An 18,461-nucleotide genomic window follows, 5' to 3' on the forward strand; every position below is an offset into this window, starting at 1 on the left:
GACACCGCACCTGTCCCCCGCCCGGATCAGCCGAGCCAGCCCGGCCGAACCAGCCCCGACTCGTAGGCGAGCACGACGAGTTGGGCCCGGTCGCGGGCGCCCAGCTTCACCATGGTGCGGCTGACATGGGTCTTGGCGGTGAGCGGGCTGACGACCAGCCGTCGGGCGATCTCCTCGTTGGAGAGCCCTATGCCGACGAGCGCCATCACCTCCCTTTCCCGTTCGGTGAGTCCGCTCAGCCCCGCCGCCGTCGCGGGTTCCTTGGAACGGGCCGCGAACTCGGCGATCAGGCGGCGGGTGACCCCCGGCGAGAGCAGGGCGTCGCCGCCCACCACGGCGCGTACGGCGCGCAGCAGTTCCTCCGGTTCGGTGTCCTTGACCAGAAAGCCGGAGGCTCCGGACCGGATCGCCTCGAAGACGTACTCGTCGAGTTCGAAGGTGGTGAGCATGACCACCTTGACGTCGTTGAGGCGGGCATCCCCGGTGATGGCACGGGTCGCGGCGAGGCCGTCGAGATGCGGCATCCGGATGTCCATCAGCACGATGTCGGGCCGCAGTCCGCCCACCATGCGCACGGCTTCCGCGCCGTCGGCGGCCTCCCCCGTCACCTCGATGTCGGGCTGGGCGTCCAGCAGGGCCCGGAAGCCCGCCCGGACCAGGGACTGGTCGTCGGCGAGCAGTACGCGGATCACGGTGTCTCCTCCTCGTGCGCCGCCGTGTCGGACGGCAGCGGCAGTTCGGCCCGCACCCGGAAGCCGCCGTCGGCCCGGGGGCCCGCCTCGATCGTGCCACCCAGCCCGGCGGCCCGCTCCCGCATCCCCGCCAGCCCGTTGCCGCTGCCTCCGGCGTCGTCGCCGGTGGCGGGTCCTTCGTCATCGATACGGAGCCGGATGCGGCCGGGCCCGTAGACGATACGGACCTGCGCGGTACGCGATCCGGAGTGCCGGACCACGTTCGTCAGTGCCTCCTGCACGATGCGGAAGGCGGCGAGATCCGCACCGGGCGGTACCGATGGCCGTTCGCCGTCGGTCTCGACGGTGACGGTCAGTCCGGTGCCGGCCGCCTGCTCGACGAGTTCGGGGAGCCGGTCGAGTCCGGGGGCCGGGGCCCGGGGGGCGTCTCCCGGGGTGCGCAGGGTGTCGAGTACCTGACGGACCTCGCCCAGCGCCTCCTTGCTGGCGGCCTTGATGGTGGTGAGGGCCGCACGCGCCTGCTCGGGGTCGGAGTCCAGCAGCGCGAGACCCACGCTCGACTGGACGTTGATGACGGAGATGCTGTGGGCCAGGACGTCATGGAGTTCGCGCGCCATCCGCAGCCGTTCCTCGTCGGCCCGGCGCTGCTCCGCGGCCTCCCGTTCCGCCCGTCGGTCCGCCCACTGCTCACGGCGTACGCGAACGAACTCGGCGGCGGCGACGATGGCCACCACCCACGCGGCGATGCCCAGTTCCTGCCCCCAGGGGGCGGGGTGGTCGTCGGAGGGCGGCAGCCACCGGTAGAGCCAGTGCGCCACCAGGACGTGTCCCAGCCACACCATGCCCACGGCGGACCAGGCGGCCCGCCGGTGTCCGGAGACGACTGCGCTGAAGCAGCCGACGGCGACGGCCAGGAAGACCGGCCCGTACGGATAGCCGGCCACCAGATAGATCATCGCCGCGACCGAGCTGCCGAAGGCGGCCACCACGGGGTGGCGGTGGCGCAGCAGGAGCACGGCGACGGCCAGAAAGAGCAGCAGTCGCGCGAAGAGGTCCAGCGGGGCCCGCTCGTCCATCTGCCCCCGGGCCGCGATGGTCGAACCGATCATGACGACGGCGCCGAGCAGGATCGTCGACGGCCAGGGCAGCCGGGAGGCGGAGCGTCCCGGTTCCCCGGTCAGCCACCGCGGCGGTTCGCCGTGTGCCCAGGGAGGACCGCCGCCGCTTCCGTGTGAGCGCTGCTCTTCCATATCGGCCACGCTAGACCGCGGGCCCCGGCAAAGGCGTCAGCCGGGCGTGGTGATCACCCGTACTCCGTGGGGAGTACGTCGTACGGGGCCGGGCCACGGGCGAAGGGGGCTGCCGGCTGCGGGAGGACCGGACGTCGGTGACGCCGGTCCTGGCCCTGGATTCCATGGTCCGATCTCAGATGCCGCGCTTCATGGCGCGGGTGGACAGGATCAGTCCGATGGTGGCGATCGACGTGGCGGCGATGAGCCCGTGGAGCACCGAGATATCGAGGAAGTCTCCGGTGAACAGGGCGCGGGCGGCGTCGACGACGTAGGTGATGGGGCTGATCGCGGCGACGGCGCCCAGCCAGCCCGGTCCGGCGTCGACGGGGAGGAGGATGCCCGAGAGCAGCGTGATCGGGAAGATCAGCATCTGGGTGACGGTCCAGAACAGGTTGCCGCTGGGGCGTGAGGCGATGGCCAGGACGTAGGACAGGGCGCTGAGCCCGATCGCCATGACGATCAGCAGCACCATCGTGGCGAGAGCGCCAAGCAGGTGGAGCCTCATGCCCAGCGGGATGGCGATGACGGTGATGAGGATCGCCTGGGCAGACAGGGTGACGGCGTCCTTGGCCGTGCGTCCGAGGATCAGCGAGGTGCGGCTGACGGGGGTGACGAGGAAGCGTTCCATCTGTCCGCCGTTGAGCTCGCTGAGCATGCTGTGGCCGGCGGAGAGCGGCCCCATGAGGCACATCATCACGAGGATGCCGGGGACGAACCACTGCCAGACGTCACCGGTGCCGGCATCGGGGTTCGCCCCGGTACCGACGAGCATCGATCCGAACAGGACGAGGAACAGCAGGGGCTGTCCCATCGCGAGGACGATGCCGGCCGGCGAGCGGAGCTCCGGTGTGATCTCGCGGGAGAAGACCGTCACGATGTCGCGGATGAGCTCAGGCATGGGTGGCTCCGACCGGCTCGTCGGTGGTCGTGGTCTCGTGGGCGTCGCCTGATTCTTCGAGTCGGCGCCCGGTGAGGTTGATGAAGACGTCGTCGAGGCACGGACGCCGGACGTGGGCGCGGATGACCGTGAGCGCGTCGTGGTCGAGCAACCGCAGGTAGGCCGGCAGCGCGGCATCGGCGTGGGCGATCCGCACGTTCACCGTCCGCCCTTCGTTCGTGACCTCCGAGACGCCCGGCATCCGGCGGGCGAGACCGGCAGCGGAACGGGCCGCGCCGGCGTCCGAGGTCGTGATGTGCATCCAGTCGCCGGCCAGGTCGGCCTTGAGTGCGTCCGCGGTGCCGTCGGCGATGACCCGGCCCTGGTCCACGATGACGATCCGCTCGGCCATCCGGTCGGCCTCGTCCAGGTAGTGGGTGGTCAGCAGGATCGTGATGCCGTGTTCGCGTCGCAGGAGTTGGATCCGGTCCCACAGTCCGGCGCGGCTGTGCGGATCGAGGCCCGTGGAGGGCTCGTCGAGGAACAGCACTCTCGGGTTGTGGACGAGGCCGAGCGCGATGTCCACACGGCGCCGTTGCCCGCCCGAGAGCGTGCCGGGCGCGCGGGCCGCGAGGTCACCGATGTCCAGGATGTCCAGCACCTCGTCCGCCCGGCGCCGCGCCTTCGCGGCGCCGAGGCCGTGGCAGCGGCCCTGGGTGACGAGTTCGTCGCGGATGCGGTGGTTCTCCCCGGAGGCGTTCTTCTGGCCCACGTAGCCGATCACCGCACGCACCCGGCCCGGTTCACGTGCCGCGTCGAAGCCCGCGATGTGCACGCTGCCCGCCGTGGGCGGCAGCAGCGTGGTCAGCATCCGCAACGTGGTGGACTTGCCCGCGCCGTTCGGCCCCAGCAGTGCCAGAAGCTCACCGGTTGCGACATCGAAGCTGACATCGCGGACCGCCTCGATCGTCTCCTTGCCCACCGTGAAGGTCCGTCTCAGGCCTTCGGCCCGGATCATCTGCTCTCCATCCATGCGTCGGACACTAGAATACCCAGAGTGGAACTGTAAACATCCATTACAGGATGAGAGGCTTCCCCCATGGGTGTTGTTGATACCATCGGGGGTATGAGTGCGAAGCGGGCATCCAGCGCCAGGAACCGGACCGAGCGGGCCGTCGTGACCGCCGCGGTGAGTGTCTGGGCGCGCGACCGGGCGGCGACGCTGCCGCAGATCGCAGAGGCCGCGGAGGTCGGCCGCACGACCCTGCACCGGTACTTCCCCGAACGCGAAGGCCTGGTGCGGGCCGCCACCGAGCACGCCCTGGAAGTCGTCGGTGGCTCGATCGCCGAGGCCGAGCCCCACCGAGGGCACCCGCTCGCGGCCATGCGCCGCGTGGTCGCCGCCCTGGCCTCGGCGAGCGAGGCGATCATGTTCGCCTTCGGTGACCAGTCGCTCCTGCGCGACGTCGCGCCGACCACCGAACCCGACCTGCCGGCACCGCACGACCCGGTGATCGAGCTCATCCGCCGCGGGCAGGCCGAGGGCGTGTTCGACGACCAGCTCTCCGCCGAGTGGATCCAACAGGTCCTGTGGGCGGTGTCCTACACCGCCTTCGAGCAGGTCGAGCAGGGCGCCCTCGCCAAGTTCGACCTCATCGCGACCGTGACCCGGACCCTGGAACGAGGGATCACCGCCCAAGCCGGTGAACCGGCGGGATCGGAACCGCAGCCATGACCGACCGGACGAGCAATACGACGGGCTGGAGCATCGATGTCTGGCTCGACCCCGCCTGCCCACTCACACGCCACACCGCGCGATGGGTCGCGCAGATCGCCGAAGAGGTACCGCTTCGGGTGTGCTGGCACGTGATGAGCCTGTCGGTACTCAACGAGCACCGCGACGACGACCCCGAGGGCGACCCGCACGGCTACCTGTGGATTCCCGCCCGCGTCGCCGCAGCCGTCCAGACCGAGCACGGGCACGCCGCGCTCGGCGCGTTCTACGACGCGCTGTGGACCGAGCCCGACGGCACCGAGCGGGAATGGATCGGTGACATCGGCGAAGCACTGCACCGCAGCGGCCTGCCCACCGGGCTCACCGAGGCCGGCACCTGCACCGACTACGACGATGAGCTTCGCGCCTCCCACCACGCCGGCGTCGACCGCATCGACTCCGGGATCGGCACCCCCGTCCTGGCCATCACCACACCCGACGGCGATCAGCGGTCCTTCTTCGGCCCCGTCCTCGACGCCGTCCCCGCACGGGCAGATGCCATCCGCCTCTGGGAAGCCGCCTGCCTGTTGGCCGGCGTCCCGGCATTCCGAGAAATCAAGGCGTAACAGTCAGTCCGATTGCCACGGCTCGCCGAATACCGAATACCGACACCCTCACGCGCCGACAACGCCCCGCCCCGCCGCACCCAGGACCTAGCCGTTTCCCCCGCCGCTTGCGCCACCATTCCCGCCACCGAGCAGGCCGACCGTGCGGGCCAGTTCGGTGACGGCTTCCCGGAAGAAGATCCCCCTGGCCTCCACCACCCGGTTGAACTGGCCGAAGATCTCGAAGGAGATCAGCCCGAACAGCTGTGACCAGGCGGCGATCAACGGAGCTGCGGCCTCCGGGGGGAGGCCGGGGGCCAACTCCGTGACCATCCGTCCGGCCTCGCCGCGCAGATCGTCGGCGAGCGGTGACAGCGCCAGGCCGTCCGTGCGGTAGGCGTCCGCGACCACGGCGATCAACACGAGGCCGACGCGGGAGGCGGGGCCGACCGTCGCCTGCGGTGCGGTGTAGCCGGGCACGGGAGAGCCGTAGATCAGGGCGTACTCATGAGGGTGGGCCAGCGCCCAGTCGCGCACGGCGCGGGTGACCGCGATCCAGCGGACGAGATGGGTGGCGGCCTGGTCGCGGGCGGCCCGGTGGGCGGCCTCCGCGGTCTCGCCCACGGAGTCGTACGCGTCGACGATCAGCGCGGTGAGCAGCTCGTCGCGGCTGGGGAAGTAACGATAGAGGGCGGAGGACGCCATACCGAGCTCTCGTGCGACGGCGCGCAGCGACAGCTTCGCGGCCCCCTCGGCCGCGAGCTGCTTCTTCGCCTCGTCCTTGATCGCGGCGGTGACCTCGATGCGGGCCCGTTCCCTGGCTCCTCGGACAGTGCTCATGGTCATCAGTCTGCCATGAACACAGAGCACCGCCCAACAACGAGATCAGTGCTCTTGATTTTGAGCACCAACCCTGTGCACACTGCTCTCAAGCGAGAGCACTGCTCTCAGAATCTTGGGGAGTCACCATGTCTCAGCCGTACTACCTTCAGGGCAACGCCTTCAACGTCCGGATGAACAGCATCGTCGGCCGGCTCGCCCGCCATGGCGTCAGCCTCTTCGGCTCGGCCGAGATGTCGGTGCGCGGCCGCAAGAGCGGGCAGATGCAGCGGGTGCCCGTGAACCCCCACACCCACGAGGGCGCGCAGTACCTCGTCTCCGCCCGAGGCCACTCCCAGTGGGTGCGCAACATGCGCGTCGCCGGCGGGGGTGAGCTGCGGGTGGGCCGGAAGACCCGTACCTTCACGGCCGTGGAGATCGCGGACGACGAGCAGAAGGCACTGATCATCCGCACCTACCTGGAGCGGTGGGGCTGGGAGGTCAACGAGTACTTCAAGGGCATCACCGCGAAGTCCTCGGACGCCGAACTGCTGGCCGCCTGCCCGGACCACCCCGTCTTCCGGATCACCGAGGAGAGCTGACCGTGCGGCCGGCCCCTCTCCCCGGCACCGGGCGCCGGGCAATGTCGCCCGGCGACCCGGTCAGGTCCTAGCGGTCCATCGCGGACAGGGCCCGCTGTGCCAGTGGATGCGTACGGACCAGTTCAGCGAGCGAGGTCGTTCCGCGGGTGATTCCGGCGAACGCGTTCCAGGCCGGGCGAAATCCCGTCAGCACCGCGTGCAGTACCCCGGGGCGGCGCTCGAACAGCTTCAGCATGCGGCGTCCGACACCCATCTCGACACCGAGGCCCGCCTTGATGGCGAACGCGTAGTTCAACGCCTGGCGCCGGGCGTCCACCGCGTCGTGCGACTCCGCGATCCGGACCGCCCACTCACCGGCGAGCCGCCCCGACCGCAATGCGAAGGAAATCCCTTCGCGGGTCCACGGCTCCAGCAGCCCCGCCGCGTCGCCGCACACCAGCACCCGCCCGCGTGACAGCGGCGAGTCGTCGCTGCGGCAGCGCGTCAGATGCCCGGAGGAGATCTTCGGCTCGAAACCGGCGAGGCCGAGCCGGGCGATGAAGTCCTCCAGGTACCGCTTGGTCCCCGCCCCGTCGCCCCGCGCCGAGATCACACCGACGGTCAGGACATCGCCCTTGGGGAACACCCAGCCGTAACTGCCGGGCATGGGGCCCCAGTCGATCAGCACCCGCCCCGCCCAGTCCTCCGCGACCGTGGCCGGAACCGGGATCTCCGCCTCCAGTCCGAGGTCCACCTGGTCGAGCTTCACCCCGACATGGGCTCCTATCCGCCCCGCGCTTCCGTCGGCACCGACGACCGCGCGGGCCAGGACCGTCTCGCCGCCGGACAGCACCACGGCGACCGTGCGCCGGTCGGGCACCGAGGCGCCGTGCTGCTCGACCCTCGTCACCGTCGCGCCGGTGCGGAGTTCGGCGCCCGCCTTCTGCGCCTCCTCGACCAGACCCGCGTCGAACTCGGGGCGGTTGATGAGCCCGAAGAGCATCCGCTTGGACCGGCGGGTCCGCGCCAGCCTGCCGTTGAGCGAGAAGGTGACCGCGTGGATCCGGTCCCGCAAGGGCAGTTCGAACCCGGGCGGCAGCGAATCCCGCGAAAACCCGATGATGCCGCCGCCACATGTCTTGTACCTGGGAAGCTCCGCCTTCTCCAGGAGCAGCACCCGTCGGCCGGCCACTGCCGCCGCGTATGCCGCGGAGGCTCCGGCCGGTCCGCCCCCGACTACGACGACATCCCACACGGACGACTCTTCGTGCTCCTGTACGGCGTCTGCGTTCTCGCTGCTCACGATGTGCTTCTGCTCCCGATCCCACCAGTGGCCCATGCTGCTCACGGCATCCTACGGCGCGTTGCCCCCGGCCCCCGCTGTGGGAGGATCGACCGTACGTTCGTCCTGCATGCGACGCCGCACACTCGGTGCGCATGTAGCCGGATTCGTACACATAACGTCGCACCCACGAGGAGCGTGCCCATGACCGCCCGTCCGATTTCCGAGACCATTGCCTCGCTGATGCCCCGCGCCAAGACGGAGCTGGCCGAGCTGGTGGCCTTCCAGTCGGTGGCGGATCCCGCGCAGTTCCCGAAGAGCGAGTGCGAGGCGGCCGCCGACTGGGTCGCCGACGCGCTGCGCGCCGAGGACTTCCAGGACGTCGCCCTTCTCGACACCCCGGACGGCACCCGGTCGGTCTACGGCTTCCTGCCCGGTCCGGCCGGTGCCCCGACCGTACTGCTCTACGCGCACTACGACGTGCAGCCGCCGCTCGACGAGTCCGCCTGGCTCTCCCCTCCGTTCGAGCTGACGGAGCGCGACGGCCGCTGGTACGGCCGCGGGTCGGCCGACTGCAAGGGCGGCTTCATCATGCACCTCCTCGCCCTGCGCGCCCTCAAGGCCGACGGCGGCGTCCCGGTCTCCGTCAAGGTGATCGCCGAGGGCTCCGAGGAGCAGGGCACCGGCGGTCTGGAGCGGTACGCGGAGGCACACCCCGAACTGCTGGCCGCCGACACCATCGTCATCGGCGACACCGGCAACTTCCGGGTCGGCCTGCCGACGGTCACCGCGACCCTGCGCGGCATGACGATGTTGCGGGTCACGCTCGACACCCTCGAAGGGAACCTGCACTCCGGGCAGTTCGGCGGCGCCGCCCCGGACGCGCTGGCCGCGATGATCCAGCTGCTGGCCTCGCTGCGCGCCGAGGACGGCACCACGACCGTCGACGGGCTCGCCACGGACACCGAGTGGGACGGACTCCAGTATCCGGAGGCCGATTTCCGCAAGGACGCGAAGGTCCTCGACGGGGTCGGGCTGATCGGCACGGGCACGGTCGCCGACCGCATCTGGGCCCGGCCCGCCGTCACCGTCATCGGCATCGACTGCCCGCCGGTGATCGGTGCGACCCCGTCGCTCCAGGCGAGCGCGCGGGCCCAGGTCAGCCTGCGGGTCCCGCCGGGCCAGGACGCCGCCGCGGCGACCGCGCTGTTGACCGCCCACCTCAAGGCCCACGCCCCGTGGGGGGCGAGGGTGACGGTGGAACAGGTCGGCCAGGGCCAGCCGTTCCGCGCGGACACCTCCAGCCCGGCGTACACGTCGATGGCGCAGGCGATGGAGGTCGCGTACCCGGGCGAGAAGATGCAGACGTCCGGCATGGGCGGCTCGATCCCGCTCTGCAACACCCTCGCCGCCCTCTACCCGGAGGCGGAGATCCTGCTGATCGGCCTGAGCGAGCCGGAGGCACAGATCCACGCGGTGAACGAGAGCGTGTCGCCCCAGGAGCTGGAGCGGCTGTCGCTGGCCGAGGCTCTGTTCCTGCGGAACTACGCGGATTCCAAGCGCGCCTGACTCTGCGTCACCGATCCCGCCGCGTGTTCCTGCGGATCTCCGGTCCGCAGGGCTCGACCGGTCCGCCGCGTCCGCGGCGGACCGGGTCCGGACCACCCGCCACGGGTCGGTCCGGGTCCGGTTTCATGGGATCGGCCCGTGACAACGGGGACAGAGGGTCGGCTGGGCGCCGCCGACGGAGGCCGAACGGCTGCTGCAGGAATCCGGGGCGGGCGAAGGCACGGAAGCGGTGCTCGACGCGCTCTCCCGCTGTTGGCTCCATGTGATGGTCGCCCGGCTCCATGCCGCCACCCCGGGTTTTCGCCACCCCGCTCCCCCTCGCAGTACGCCCCGTGACCGGCCGGACGTGCGTCCCCGTGCTGACGTCCGGCATGTTGCCGCCCTGACATCCGGAGTGGTTGCTCCACCGGGTCTCCCTCAAGTGGATGGCCGAGTGCGGCCGGCGCGACCCGCGGTCCCTGCTGTCGGTCAACCCCGGCAGCCCGGCGCAGGTCCTTCTCCCCGCCGCTCCGCAGCACCGCGCGATGTGGCTCCGGTACTACGCGGAGAACGACCGTTTCGCACAGGGGCCGACTGATCGCGCTGCGGCACAACGCGTTGCACGGCCCACTCGCCTACGGTCTGGCCTGCGGCGCGCGTCTGGCGATCGGAAACGGCGTCCCGTGGAACGAGGTCGGCGCGGCGTACCGCGGGTACGCCGATGAGATCGAACTGCTCCGCGACATGTGGGACATCGCTGAACGCACCGGTTGGCAAGAGCAGTTGAACTTCCTTCTGGACGGTAGGAACAGTCCGCCGGAACCCGATTTCGCGCTCCGGGTGCGGGAGCAGCTGCGGTCCTCTCTCGGCGGTCCGCCACCCGCCGACCTGTGGCGCGAGACCGCTGCCGGACATGCGCAGGACATCGGGCTGGGTCATGACACGGCCATGCACATCGAGGAGCTGGTGCGGCGCATCTTGCGGTACGAGGCGCGGTTCCGCGCCGACGGGCTGCTGCCGCCGGACGGGGTGATCACCACGACGGTCGCCTACGACTACGGGCGTGCCGTGAACCTGGCCCGCTGGGGATTGCCGGCCCGGTTCTGCCACCCGCACGAGGCGGAGCAGGCGATCGTGCACGCGGGGGCGCCGAGCAAGTCGGCCTATGAATCGTGGGAGAGCTTCTCCGCCGCGTACCCGCCGGGCAGGGTGCTGCGCTTCGACGACGAGCAGTACGGCACGTACTACGAGCAGAACGTCACCGCTCACCGCCTCCTGGCGGAGAGCGAGGGCAGTCCGTGGCGGAACATCCCTTGGCGCCGACTCCGGTTCACGCCCGGCCCCGCCGAGTCCCCCATTGCCGCACTACGCGCTGAGCGAAGCTCGCCCAGAGCGTAGATCGACTCCTGCGGGCGGGCCGTCCACGTACGTTCGTGGCATGGATATCGTCGAAGTTCTCCCCCGGCTGCACATGTTCCGCTTCCCCATCGGCCAGGCGTACCTGTGGCGCGACGGCGCCGACCTGACGCTGATCGACGCGGGCGCCATCGACGCGGCGTCCGCGATCGAGGACGGGGTACGCAGCCTGGGCCTGGACCCTGGCCACATCTCCCGGATCGTCGTCACCCACGGCCATTGCGACCACTACGGTGCCGCGCAGGAGCTCGCCGACCGGCACGGCGCCGAGATCCTGGCCCATCGGCTGGACGCCGCAGTGATCCGGGGCGAGGAGGAGATCGCCGATCCCGTCCTGCTCGACTGGGAACTCCCGCTGTGGGAGCACGCGCGGACCGTACCCCCCGCCCCGCCGACCCGGGTCGACCGCGAGCTGGCCGACGGCGACGAAATCGGGTTCGGCCAGGGTGCCCGGGTGGTCCACTCCCCCGGCCACACCCCCGGTTCCATCGGGATTCATCTGCCGCACCACGGTGTGCTGTTCACCGGGGACTGCGTGGCCAGGGTCGACCAGGTGATGCTGGGCGTCTTCAACATCGACCGGGCGCAGGCCGTGGACTCCTTCCGGCGGCTGGCCGCGCTGGAGCCGGCCACGGTCTGCTTCGGGCACGGCGAACCGCTCACCACCGACGCCGCCGCGGCGCTGCGCGCCTCAGCCGACCGGGACTCCGGCCTCCAGGTTGAGCACGGCTGACCGCTCGCGGGCGCGCAGCGCCCAGCGCAGCCGTTCGTACCGGGTCGGGGGCAGCAGGGTGGCCGCTTCCGCCTCGGTGACGAACCGCCAGCCGCGCAGTTCGGATCCGGGCAGCAGCAGCCGCTGGGCGTCCGCGCCGGTCAGCAGGCCGCCGTCGAAGAGCAGCCGCAGGCCCCCGTAGCCGGGCGGCCTGGGTGCCTCCCAGTCGACAACGAGGAGTTTCGGTACCCGGTCGAGATGGATGCCTATCTCCTCGGCCACTTCACGGATCCCGGCCTGGGCCGGTGCCTCGCCGGACTCGACCACTCCGCCGGGGAATTCCCAGCCGGGCTTGTACGTCGGGTCGACGAGCAGCACCCGGTCGCACTCGTCGAAGAGCAGTACGCCGGCCGCCACGGTCTCCGCGGTCGGCTCGGGTGTCTGCACGATCTCGCACGGGGTGGCGGCGCCGCTGCTGACCGCCTCGGCGATGCGCTCGGCCGTCCCGTACGGGGTGAGCGCGCCGGAGTCGATGACGTGGGCGTCGCGGGCGAGCCAGCCGAGCGCCGCCCGGTAGGGCTCGATGTGCTGGTAGGCCCATTGCCGTACCCGTTCGCTGTGCTCCGGGTCCCCGGGGTACTCGACGCGGTCGGCGATCCGTTGGCGCAGGATCGTTTCCTCAGGTGAGAGCAGCACATGACGCACCTCGATGCGCCGGGAGGCCAGCCCTCCGAAGATCTCGTCGCGGTACTCCTGTCGCAGCAGAGTCATCGGCACCACCAGCACACCGGACACCTCGGCGAGCAGGGCCGCCGCGGTGTCCACGACCAGTCGCCGCCAGATCGGCAGGTCCTGGAAGTCCGTCACCTCGGCGAGCCTCTTCTGGGGCAGCAGATGCCGCAGCTCCCCGCCGATGAGTTCGGGGTCGTAGAAGGTGCTGTTCGGGATCAGATCGATCAGTTCACGCGCGGCGCTCGTCTTGCCCGCGCCGAACGCACCGTTGATCCAGACGATCACGGTTCCCCCTCTTCCGTAGCCCCCTGTGGCTTGCCCGCAACACCCTGCCGCGAAAACCCGGCTGTGGCGATGCATGTTTCCCGAACGGAACCGTCCGATGCCCGTGGACGGCGTCCGATCGCGTGCGTCCGGCCGTGCGCACGGCCGTAACGGGGACGCCGGAAGGTCGTTGGAGCGGACGGGCCGGACCGACGACCAGGGGGTGCAGTGTGCGGCGCACAGTGCTTGAGCGATTTCCCGCGGGAGGGCCACGAGGCAGTTGGCCTGCGGAGGAGTTCGCGGCCGCCCGCCGCTGCGAGGGCGTGGCGGCCGAGGTGGTGATGGATCTGGAGCAGGACGCGTTCCTGGTGATCGTTCCGCAGCAGTCGCCGGACCGGGGCCACTGAGTCCGGGACCGGGGCCGGGGCCGGGCCCCGCTCGACCGGACGAGCCGGGGAGAGCTCCGGAAGAACCACTCGTTCTCCCCCCTGTCATCACAATTCCATCACCAACGGAGCATGTGGCTCCCGGGTGTTGATCCGGGACCGTTACGGTCATCCCTCCATGAACCGCACCAGGGGGGGACGTATGTCTCGGAATCAGCAGCCGCCGTGGGGGCAGCCGCCCCAGCCGCCCGCCACCAACCCGTACGGGACACCCGCGCTGCCGGAGCGTCGCCCGAAGTGGACACGGAAGCGGATCCTGATACCGGCCGCCGCCGTCCTGTTCTTCCTCGGCGTGGGCATCGGTGGCGCGGACGATCCCGCCAGGACCGAGAAGACGGCCGACGCGAAAGCCGCACCGTCCGCGACGGTGACGGCGACAGCCACCGTGACGGCCACCCCGGCACCGTCGGCCACCAGGACGGTGACCGCGAGCCCGGAGCCGGTGCCGACCGTCACGAGGACCAAGACCGTCAGGGTGACGGTCGCTCCCGCGACCGAGGACGGCGGCACGTCCGGTGGATCCGTCTCGGGCGGGGACGGCGGCAGTACGTACTACGCCAACTGCTCCGCCGTGCGCGCGGCCGGCGCCGCGCCCATCCACGCGGGAGAGCCCGGCTACGGGCGGCATCTCGACCGGGACGGGGACGGGGTCGCCTGCGAGTAGCCGTCCACCGACGGCCGTCGCGAGATGTGCACCAGGCCCATAATGGTCTCGCGGGCTCCTGGGTGGTACCGGGTCTGCTCCGGAGCGGCGTGTCGGGCGTCGACGATGCTGCGTAGTGCGGCCTCGGTCCGGCCGGTCTCCATTTCTGAGCGCGCCTTGTCGATAAGGAAATGTGCCCGCCGGGACGCGGCCAGGGCCGTCGGCAGGGTGATCTGCCGGGCCTGGGTGAGGGCTTCGTCGTACTGGCGCATCTCGACCGCAGCCGACATCTTGTGGAGCGAGACGTTCGTCGGGCCAAAGCTGAGCCAGTGGACTTCGGAGGCATCCCCGGTCCGCTCTGCACAGTCGCGGGCTTCGGCGATGTGGGTGTCGACCATGGTCTGCTGGTCGGCGCGGGCGGCGATGACGGACCCTCCGAGGTGGAGTTGCCCGGTGACGACCACTGCCTCCCGGGTCTGCTCGGCTGCACCGACGATGCTGTGGCCGGCGGCGACGAGACACTGCCCGATCGTGTACTCACCCTCCCGGAAGTACACCAGAGCCCGCATGTACTGGCGGATGGCAGCCAGGCACGGATCGGATGCGCGGTGGGCTGCCCAGTCCATGCGGTCCAGGGCCACGCTGGAGAGGTCGTAGTAACCGAGCTTCACGCTGATGTCGTGTGCGGTGCGGTACGACGAGGCGAGGGCCTGCCAGAGCTCCGTCGACTGCGTCCGCCACGCCGCGGTGGTGAGCTCCGCGATCGTGGCGGGCAGCAACCTGGCGACGTTCCGCAGGCGGGTGGCCCGCACCTGGGCACAGAGGGTCTTCGGCGCTCGCGATCAGATGCTCGGCCGGCCTGTCGGGGATGGTGTCGTCGGCTCCCAGGTCGTACAGGTCGAGTGCCTCCCGGATGGGGCGCACGAATTCAGCAAGGCGGTCCTGCTGCAGTTCGGTCACGTAGGGCTGTCCCGTCAGCACGGTGACGTCGATCCGAAGGGCCTGGGCAACCGCCGCGACGAAGTCGAGGTGCGCCGGCTTGGCGCCGCACTCGACCTGGTTGAGGAGGCTGTACGAGTACGGGAGCCGGTCGGCCAACTGCCGCTGTGTCAGCCTGGCGAGTTTCCGTTGCTCTTTGATTCGGGCGCCTGTGTGGTCGTCGTCCAGTCTGGGCATACTGGTCTCCGTTCCTGACTCGTCATCCGGAACGGTACCCGCGCCGCAAGGCCGCGGACCCTGCATCGCCCCCGATTCCACCCGGTTCGGGGGCGGTTGCATGTCCGGGGCCCGACGGGTGGGATGGGCACATGACGTCTCGTGTCCTGTACTTGTTCGGTTGTGCTGCCCCGCCGGTCTTCGATGTGGGCAAGGTGATTGAGGAGGTCCAGGGCCGCGGTTGGGACGTCTGTCTCGGGCTCACACCGACAGCTGCGAAGTGGCTGGGACCGCAGCTACACGAGCTGGAGGCGCTGACCGGCCACCCAGTGCGCTCCCAGTACAAGATGCCAGGCGAACCGGACGTGTGGCCGCCAGCGGACGCAATCCTGCTCGCACCGGCCACCTTCAACACAGTCAACGCCTGGGCCCTTGGGCTGACGTCGAGCTTCGTCGTTGGGGTGGTCGCCGAGGGAATCGGGAAGCGGATCCCGACCGTGACGATGCCCTGCGTGAACGCGGCCTACGTGCAGCATCCGGCGTTCGACCGATCGGTGGAAACGCTCCGCGGTACCGGGGTAACCGTGCTGTACGGGCCGGGCGGGTTCGAACCGAACCAGCCGGGCGAACGGCACCCCGAGGGTTTCCCCTGGCATCTCGCTCTCGACGCGGTCAGCGCGATTGTCAGTCCTGCCCAGTAGCTTGCTCCCATGCCGATCACCCCTTCGCCTGCCACTCCTGTGCGCTCCCCCGCCGCGGTGAACGCGGACATCCGCGCGCTGTGGGCGGCCGGCCCGCTGTCGTCGGAGGGTGAGGCGGAGTACCAGCGGCTGCTGGTGGAGTGGGAAGCCGCGGTCCGGGCGGATGTCGTCGCAGCGGCCTGACCTGCGCGGCTCCGTTCGATTGCCAGTGCTGCCGTTTACGATCCGGCCGTGGCAATCGACATCCCTGAAGATCTGATCATGCTGGAACGTTCCGCCGCTGAAGAGCAGCGCAAGGCACTCGCCGAGCCGTACACGGAGGAGGCGTGGGCACCGTGGCGTGAGGCGGCGGCGAAGTTCCAGGCCGCGGTGACCGCGCACGCCGAAGCGGCCGGGGTTTCCAGGTCCGAGCTGGAGATGGCTGTAAAGAAGGCCGTCCTGCACCCGGAGCCCCCAGCCGACGAGGGCTAGGGCGTGTCCGACGGGTCGGCACAGTCCCTGCGACTCTCCCGGCTACGCTCGCGCGGGAGCGCCCCGCGGCGCGTGGCTGCGGGACGCCTTGTGGGGTTTTGAGCCTGTTAGTCGACCGGCTCCCCGTCGTGCGTACCGCCCACGCAGGGGTTACCCGGCAAGTCGATCCGGGGCTCTCCGCCGCCCTGCTTGCACTGAGAAGGGGTGACGTAGGATGGGGCACCCTTTGCGGTGGCGGCGGTGGCGGTGGCGGCGCCTGTGAGGCCGAGTCCGGCTAGGGCTGCCGTGGCAACGACGGCGGCAAGGATTCGTCGAATGTGCATTTGGTTCCCCTTTCACGGATTGTCTCGGTGGGGCACTAGCCAGCTTGAGCTTCGCCCGTGTGGGTGGCACATCATGTTGCGCCATTCAGGTGGCATGGCTGTCGGGAGCGGGGCCACTGACCCGGCCCGCCCTAGGCCTTCGCGGCCGACTGGGAAGGCGGGACGGACGGCGGAGCGATGGCAGCTCTGAGGGTGGGGACGGTCTGCATGACGCGACCCGTCAGACACGCTCTAGCGCGCGTCCGCCCCTCCCCCGGGCGCTGTTCCGGGTGAGGGGCGGTCTCGTAGCTGCGCCCAGCCATAGGCGCGAATGTGATGAGCCCACGGTACTGGGCCGGTATGACAACCGGGGCGGCCCGCCGCGACGGGGGTGACACGGCGGGCCACGGTCAGTGTGGCGGGGGCGGGCTATCCTGCGACAGCGAAGATTGATTGATTGCCAACGAAGTTTGGCTGCAAGGCGAGGGTTGATGAGCCGCCGTATATCCCAAGGCGTCGTGGTCATCGGGTCGATCGGCACTCTGATCAACATCGTGGACGCGATCGGGACGGGGCGTCTGGAGCCGCACGATGCCTTCGCCCCGCTGGTCATGCTCGGTGCGGGTGGTGAACTACTCAAAGAGCGGCGGCCCAGGGCCGCAAAGGCGCTACACGCCGTGGCGTCAGTACTGCTGGTGGTTGCCGGATCCGTCGCGGGGGCCAGGGCGTGGGCATCGTTCTTCAGGGGCGCGGCCCATGACTGGCTCGACCTCGGACTCGGGGTCCTGGTCGTGCTCTACGTGGCCGTCAGCGCGAGTCAACTGCTCACGCACCTGTCCCGCAGAGCATCGAAGCCCGTCGCGCCTGATCATGCTGCGCTTCCTCAGGAGAGTGCAGGAGCAGCAGCTCGCCCAGACCGACCAGTGGATCGCCGACGAGGAGCGCCGCGAGACTGAGTGGCAGCAGGGCGAGCAGCGACGGCCACCCACCCCGGACTGGGTGCTGGAGCTCAGCATCGGGCTCGGCGCCCAGCCCATCGAGGTACACGCCGGATACTGCTATGCCGTCGGAAAGCGGCACCGGGCCATCAGTCGCGAGCAGGCCCTCGCCGCGCTCGCCGAGGGGATCCGGGCGTGCGCTCACTGCAGGCCGGACACTGAACTCGGAGTGCTGTGAACGGCAGCCCGTCGCACCCTGGAGAGATGAGCGCCCCAATAGTCGTCCACGGCCTGTCCCGCACCGGTGGGCGGAGAGTCACGATCAACGGGGAGATCGCCGGGCTCGCCCACGACGATCGCGACCTCGTCGAATTCCTGAGGCGGGCTGGCCTCGACGACGCCTGGGATCTCCTCGACGACCCGCACTGGATCGAATGGCGCGGCGGCCGGGCGCACCGGTATGAGGCGGCGTGACGAGCGCCCGACCGCACCGGGCGTCAGCCCAGTTCTGCGGGGATGACCTGGGCGCCGACAGCGGGTCGCCCTCCGGCTTTGAGCTCGGGGACGTACTTGTAAAGCGTGGTACGGGAGATGCCGAGCAGCTTGGCGATGGACGTCACGGACGCCTCTGGGTTGGCGAGCATGGAGCGGGCGTGGAGGATCTGCTCCTCGGTCATGGCTGGCGGTCGGCCGATGCGCTCACCGCGGGCTCTGGCAGCGGCTAGGCCTTCATGGGTGCCCTGGACGATGAGCTCGCGAATGAACTCGGCGAGTGCCGCGAAGACGTGGAAGACCAGTCGTCCGCCCGGGGTCGTGGTGTCGAGTGACTCGTGGAGCGACTGGAAGCCGATGCCGCGCTTGCGCAGGCCGGCGACGATAGCGATGAGGTCCTGGATCGAGCGCCCGAGTCGGTCCAGCGAGGGAACGACAATGGTGTCGCCGGGGCGGGCATAGTCGAGGGCGTTCCAGAGTTCGGGGCGCTCGGCATTCTTGCCGGACTTCTTGTCCGTGAAGATCCGGGCGCAGCCGGCTCCTTCCAGGAGTGCGATCTGGCGGTCGAGGTTCTGGCCCTTGGTGGAGACACGGGCGTAGCCGAGGAGTACTCCGCTGGCGTTGGCCGGGAAGGACGAGAGTGCGCCGTCACCTTCATCGGCCCACTGAGAGGGTGTCGTCATGCAACTACCGCACAGAAAAGGGCGGTTGATAGATATTGGACATTGAGTTTTCTGAACACTCTTTTTGGACGCTCGCAGTGGACAATCCGGCGTCCT

Annotated in this window: 21 protein-coding genes and 1 pseudogene; 13 read left to right on the forward strand and 9 right to left on the reverse strand. The window is 70.1% G+C overall.

Annotation, left to right across the window (positions count from 1 at the left end):
- Window positions 1-26 precede the first annotated feature (26 nt).
- The 4 genes from ACFV8T_RS30945 to ACFV8T_RS30960 form a co-directional block, all read right to left on the reverse strand.
- The gene (locus ACFV8T_RS30945; protein ID WP_385334097.1) at window positions 27-692 is read right to left on the reverse strand and encodes a response regulator; all 666 of its coding nucleotides are present in this window, start codon (window positions 690-692) and stop codon (window positions 27-29) included.
- The gene (locus ACFV8T_RS30950) at window positions 689-1,942 is read right to left on the reverse strand and encodes a sensor histidine kinase (RefSeq protein ID WP_385334099.1); all 1,254 of its coding nucleotides are present in this window, start codon (window positions 1,940-1,942) and stop codon (window positions 689-691) included. The genes ACFV8T_RS30945 and ACFV8T_RS30950 overlap by 4 nt, the downstream gene beginning before the upstream one ends.
- Before the next feature lie 175 nt (window positions 1,943-2,117).
- Entirely contained in the window at window positions 2,118-2,882 is a 765-nt protein-coding gene (locus tag ACFV8T_RS30955) for an ABC transporter permease (protein WP_385334101.1), read from the reverse strand.
- Complete coding sequence (locus tag ACFV8T_RS30960; protein ID WP_385334103.1) at window positions 2,875-3,894, reverse strand: ATP-binding cassette domain-containing protein; 1,020 nt, start codon at window positions 3,892-3,894, stop codon at window positions 2,875-2,877. The genes ACFV8T_RS30955 and ACFV8T_RS30960 overlap by 8 nt, the downstream gene beginning before the upstream one ends.
- A 93-nt stretch (window positions 3,895-3,987) precedes the next feature.
- On the opposite strand from ACFV8T_RS30960, the gene ACFV8T_RS30965 reads away from it, so the two are divergent.
- Both ACFV8T_RS30965 and ACFV8T_RS30970 read left to right on the forward strand, forming a co-directional pair.
- Complete coding sequence (locus tag ACFV8T_RS30965; RefSeq protein WP_385334105.1) at window positions 3,988-4,596, forward strand: TetR/AcrR family transcriptional regulator; 609 nt, start codon at window positions 3,988-3,990, stop codon at window positions 4,594-4,596.
- On the forward strand, window positions 4,593-5,201 hold the full coding sequence (locus ACFV8T_RS30970) for a disulfide bond formation protein DsbA (RefSeq protein ID WP_385334107.1): 609 nt from the start codon (window positions 4,593-4,595) through the stop codon (window positions 5,199-5,201). Before ACFV8T_RS30965 ends, ACFV8T_RS30970 begins: the two co-directional genes overlap by 4 nt.
- Before the next feature lie 87 nt (window positions 5,202-5,288).
- Here the strand turns inward: ACFV8T_RS30970 and ACFV8T_RS30975 are convergent, their stop codons facing one another.
- Window positions 5,289-6,020, reverse strand: a complete 732-nt coding sequence (locus ACFV8T_RS30975) for a TetR/AcrR family transcriptional regulator (protein ID WP_385334108.1) — start codon at window positions 6,018-6,020, stop codon at window positions 5,289-5,291.
- 128 nt (window positions 6,021-6,148) lie between these two features.
- Here ACFV8T_RS30975 and ACFV8T_RS30980 point away from each other — a divergent pair, with 128 nt between their 5' ends.
- Entirely contained in the window at window positions 6,149-6,601 is a 453-nt protein-coding gene (locus tag ACFV8T_RS30980) for a nitroreductase family deazaflavin-dependent oxidoreductase (protein WP_385334110.1), read from the forward strand.
- Between the two features lie 67 nt (window positions 6,602-6,668).
- On the opposite strand, the gene ACFV8T_RS30985 is transcribed toward ACFV8T_RS30980, so the two are convergent.
- Window positions 6,669-7,883 carry a geranylgeranyl reductase family protein gene (locus tag ACFV8T_RS30985; RefSeq protein ID WP_329813801.1) on the reverse strand — a complete coding sequence of 405 codons (1,215 nt, stop codon included), beginning with the start codon at window positions 7,881-7,883 and terminating at the stop codon, window positions 6,669-6,671.
- Window positions 7,884-8,066: 183 nt separating this feature from the next.
- On the opposite strand from ACFV8T_RS30985, the gene ACFV8T_RS30990 reads away from it, so the two are divergent.
- The 3 genes from ACFV8T_RS30990 to ACFV8T_RS31000 all read left to right on the forward strand — a co-directional run bounded on the left by ACFV8T_RS30990 (window position 8,067) and on the right by ACFV8T_RS31000 (window position 11,559).
- Window positions 8,067-9,431, forward strand: coding sequence for a dipeptidase (locus tag ACFV8T_RS30990; RefSeq protein WP_385334111.1), 1,365 nt, complete (start codon window positions 8,067-8,069; stop codon window positions 9,429-9,431).
- Window positions 9,432-10,028: 597 nt separating this feature from the next.
- Window positions 10,029-10,808 carry a DUF1266 domain-containing protein gene (locus ACFV8T_RS30995; protein ID WP_385334112.1) on the forward strand — a complete coding sequence of 260 codons (780 nt, stop codon included), beginning with the start codon at window positions 10,029-10,031 and terminating at the stop codon, window positions 10,806-10,808.
- A gap of 40 nt (window positions 10,809-10,848) precedes the next feature.
- Window positions 10,849-11,559: an MBL fold metallo-hydrolase gene (locus ACFV8T_RS31000; protein WP_385334114.1), complete on the forward strand. Its 711-nt coding sequence runs from the start codon at window positions 10,849-10,851 to the stop codon at window positions 11,557-11,559.
- Here ACFV8T_RS31000 and ACFV8T_RS31005 read toward each other — a convergent pair.
- A complete protein-coding gene (locus ACFV8T_RS31005; protein WP_385334116.1) occupies window positions 11,518-12,555 on the reverse strand; it encodes an NUDIX domain-containing protein in 1,038 nt (345 codons plus the stop codon). The genes ACFV8T_RS31000 and ACFV8T_RS31005 overlap by 42 nt on opposite strands.
- A gap of 209 nt (window positions 12,556-12,764) precedes the next feature.
- Between ACFV8T_RS31005 and ACFV8T_RS31010 the strand changes: the two genes are divergently transcribed.
- Together ACFV8T_RS31010 and ACFV8T_RS31015 are read left to right on the forward strand one after the other, a co-directional pair.
- Window positions 12,765-12,941: a hypothetical protein gene (locus ACFV8T_RS31010; RefSeq protein ID WP_266423283.1), complete on the forward strand. Its 177-nt coding sequence runs from the start codon at window positions 12,765-12,767 to the stop codon at window positions 12,939-12,941.
- 181 nt (window positions 12,942-13,122) lie between these two features.
- Entirely contained in the window at window positions 13,123-13,644 is a 522-nt protein-coding gene (locus tag ACFV8T_RS31015) for an excalibur calcium-binding domain-containing protein (protein ID WP_385334118.1), read from the forward strand.
- On the opposite strand, the pseudogene ACFV8T_RS31020 reads toward ACFV8T_RS31015, so the two are convergent.
- A pseudogene (locus ACFV8T_RS31020) lies at window positions 13,596-14,799 on the reverse strand (helix-turn-helix domain-containing protein). The gene ACFV8T_RS31015 and the pseudogene ACFV8T_RS31020 overlap by 49 nt on opposite strands.
- 131 nt (window positions 14,800-14,930) lie before the next feature.
- On the opposite strand from ACFV8T_RS31020, the gene ACFV8T_RS31025 reads away from it, so the two are divergent.
- The 5 genes from ACFV8T_RS31025 to ACFV8T_RS31045 all read left to right on the forward strand — a co-directional run bounded on the left by ACFV8T_RS31025 (window position 14,931) and on the right by ACFV8T_RS31045 (window position 17,664).
- The gene (locus ACFV8T_RS31025) at window positions 14,931-15,479 is read left to right on the forward strand and encodes a flavoprotein (RefSeq protein WP_385334120.1); all 549 of its coding nucleotides are present in this window, start codon (window positions 14,931-14,933) and stop codon (window positions 15,477-15,479) included.
- 9 nt (window positions 15,480-15,488) lie between these two features.
- Window positions 15,489-15,662: a hypothetical protein gene (locus tag ACFV8T_RS31030; RefSeq protein WP_385334122.1), complete on the forward strand. Its 174-nt coding sequence runs from the start codon at window positions 15,489-15,491 to the stop codon at window positions 15,660-15,662.
- A gap of 48 nt (window positions 15,663-15,710) precedes the next feature.
- Window positions 15,711-15,950: a hypothetical protein gene (locus tag ACFV8T_RS31035; RefSeq protein ID WP_385334124.1), complete on the forward strand. Its 240-nt coding sequence runs from the start codon at window positions 15,711-15,713 to the stop codon at window positions 15,948-15,950.
- Window positions 15,951-17,122: 1,172 nt separating this feature from the next.
- Window positions 17,123-17,428, forward strand: coding sequence for a DUF6233 domain-containing protein (locus ACFV8T_RS31040; protein ID WP_385334126.1), 306 nt, complete (start codon window positions 17,123-17,125; stop codon window positions 17,426-17,428).
- Window positions 17,429-17,454: 26 nt separating this feature from the next.
- On the forward strand, window positions 17,455-17,664 hold the full coding sequence (locus tag ACFV8T_RS31045; protein ID WP_385334128.1) for a hypothetical protein: 210 nt from the start codon (window positions 17,455-17,457) through the stop codon (window positions 17,662-17,664).
- Window positions 17,665-17,687: 23 nt separating this feature from the next.
- Here the strand turns inward: ACFV8T_RS31045 and ACFV8T_RS31050 are convergent, their stop codons facing one another.
- A complete protein-coding gene (locus ACFV8T_RS31050; RefSeq protein ID WP_385334130.1) occupies window positions 17,688-18,365 on the reverse strand; it encodes a recombinase family protein in 678 nt (225 codons plus the stop codon).
- Window positions 18,366-18,461 lie beyond the last annotated feature (96 nt).

The sequence above is a fragment of the Streptomyces sp. NPDC059832 genome, assembly GCF_042731715.1.
GTDB lineage: Bacteria > Actinomycetota > Actinomycetes > Streptomycetales > Streptomycetaceae > Streptomyces.

Excerpts from the sequence above, each read along its gene's own strand:
- ACFV8T_RS30975 (WP_385334108.1), bottom strand. The coding sequence starts at position 6,020 with ATGAGCACTGTCCGAGGAGCCAGGGAACGGGCCCGCATCGAGGTCACC.
- ACFV8T_RS31030 (WP_385334122.1), top strand. The coding sequence starts at position 15,489 with ATGCCGATCACCCCTTCGCCTGCCACTCCTGTGCGCTCCCCCGCCGCG.
- ACFV8T_RS31045 (WP_385334128.1), top strand. The coding sequence starts at position 17,455 with ATGAGCGCCCCAATAGTCGTCCACGGCCTGTCCCGCACCGGTGGGCGG.
- ACFV8T_RS31040 (WP_385334126.1), top strand. The coding sequence starts at position 17,123 with ATGCTGCGCTTCCTCAGGAGAGTGCAGGAGCAGCAGCTCGCCCAGACC.
- ACFV8T_RS30965 (WP_385334105.1), top strand. The coding sequence starts at position 3,988 with ATGAGTGCGAAGCGGGCATCCAGCGCCAGGAACCGGACCGAGCGGGCC.
- ACFV8T_RS31015 (WP_385334118.1), top strand. The coding sequence starts at position 13,123 with ATGTCTCGGAATCAGCAGCCGCCGTGGGGGCAGCCGCCCCAGCCGCCC.
- ACFV8T_RS30950 (WP_385334099.1), bottom strand. The coding sequence starts at position 1,942 with ATGGAAGAGCAGCGCTCACACGGAAGCGGCGGCGGTCCTCCCTGGGCA.
- ACFV8T_RS30970 (WP_385334107.1), top strand. The coding sequence starts at position 4,593 with ATGACCGACCGGACGAGCAATACGACGGGCTGGAGCATCGATGTCTGG.
- ACFV8T_RS31000 (WP_385334114.1), top strand. The coding sequence starts at position 10,849 with ATGGATATCGTCGAAGTTCTCCCCCGGCTGCACATGTTCCGCTTCCCC.
- ACFV8T_RS30960 (WP_385334103.1), bottom strand. The coding sequence starts at position 3,894 with ATGGATGGAGAGCAGATGATCCGGGCCGAAGGCCTGAGACGGACCTTC.
- ACFV8T_RS30980 (WP_385334110.1), top strand. The coding sequence starts at position 6,149 with ATGTCTCAGCCGTACTACCTTCAGGGCAACGCCTTCAACGTCCGGATG.
- ACFV8T_RS30955 (WP_385334101.1), bottom strand. The coding sequence starts at position 2,882 with ATGCCTGAGCTCATCCGCGACATCGTGACGGTCTTCTCCCGCGAGATC.
- ACFV8T_RS31025 (WP_385334120.1), top strand. The coding sequence starts at position 14,931 with ATGACGTCTCGTGTCCTGTACTTGTTCGGTTGTGCTGCCCCGCCGGTC.
- ACFV8T_RS31050 (WP_385334130.1), bottom strand. The coding sequence starts at position 18,365 with ATGACGACACCCTCTCAGTGGGCCGATGAAGGTGACGGCGCACTCTCG.
- ACFV8T_RS30990 (WP_385334111.1), top strand. The coding sequence starts at position 8,067 with ATGACCGCCCGTCCGATTTCCGAGACCATTGCCTCGCTGATGCCCCGC.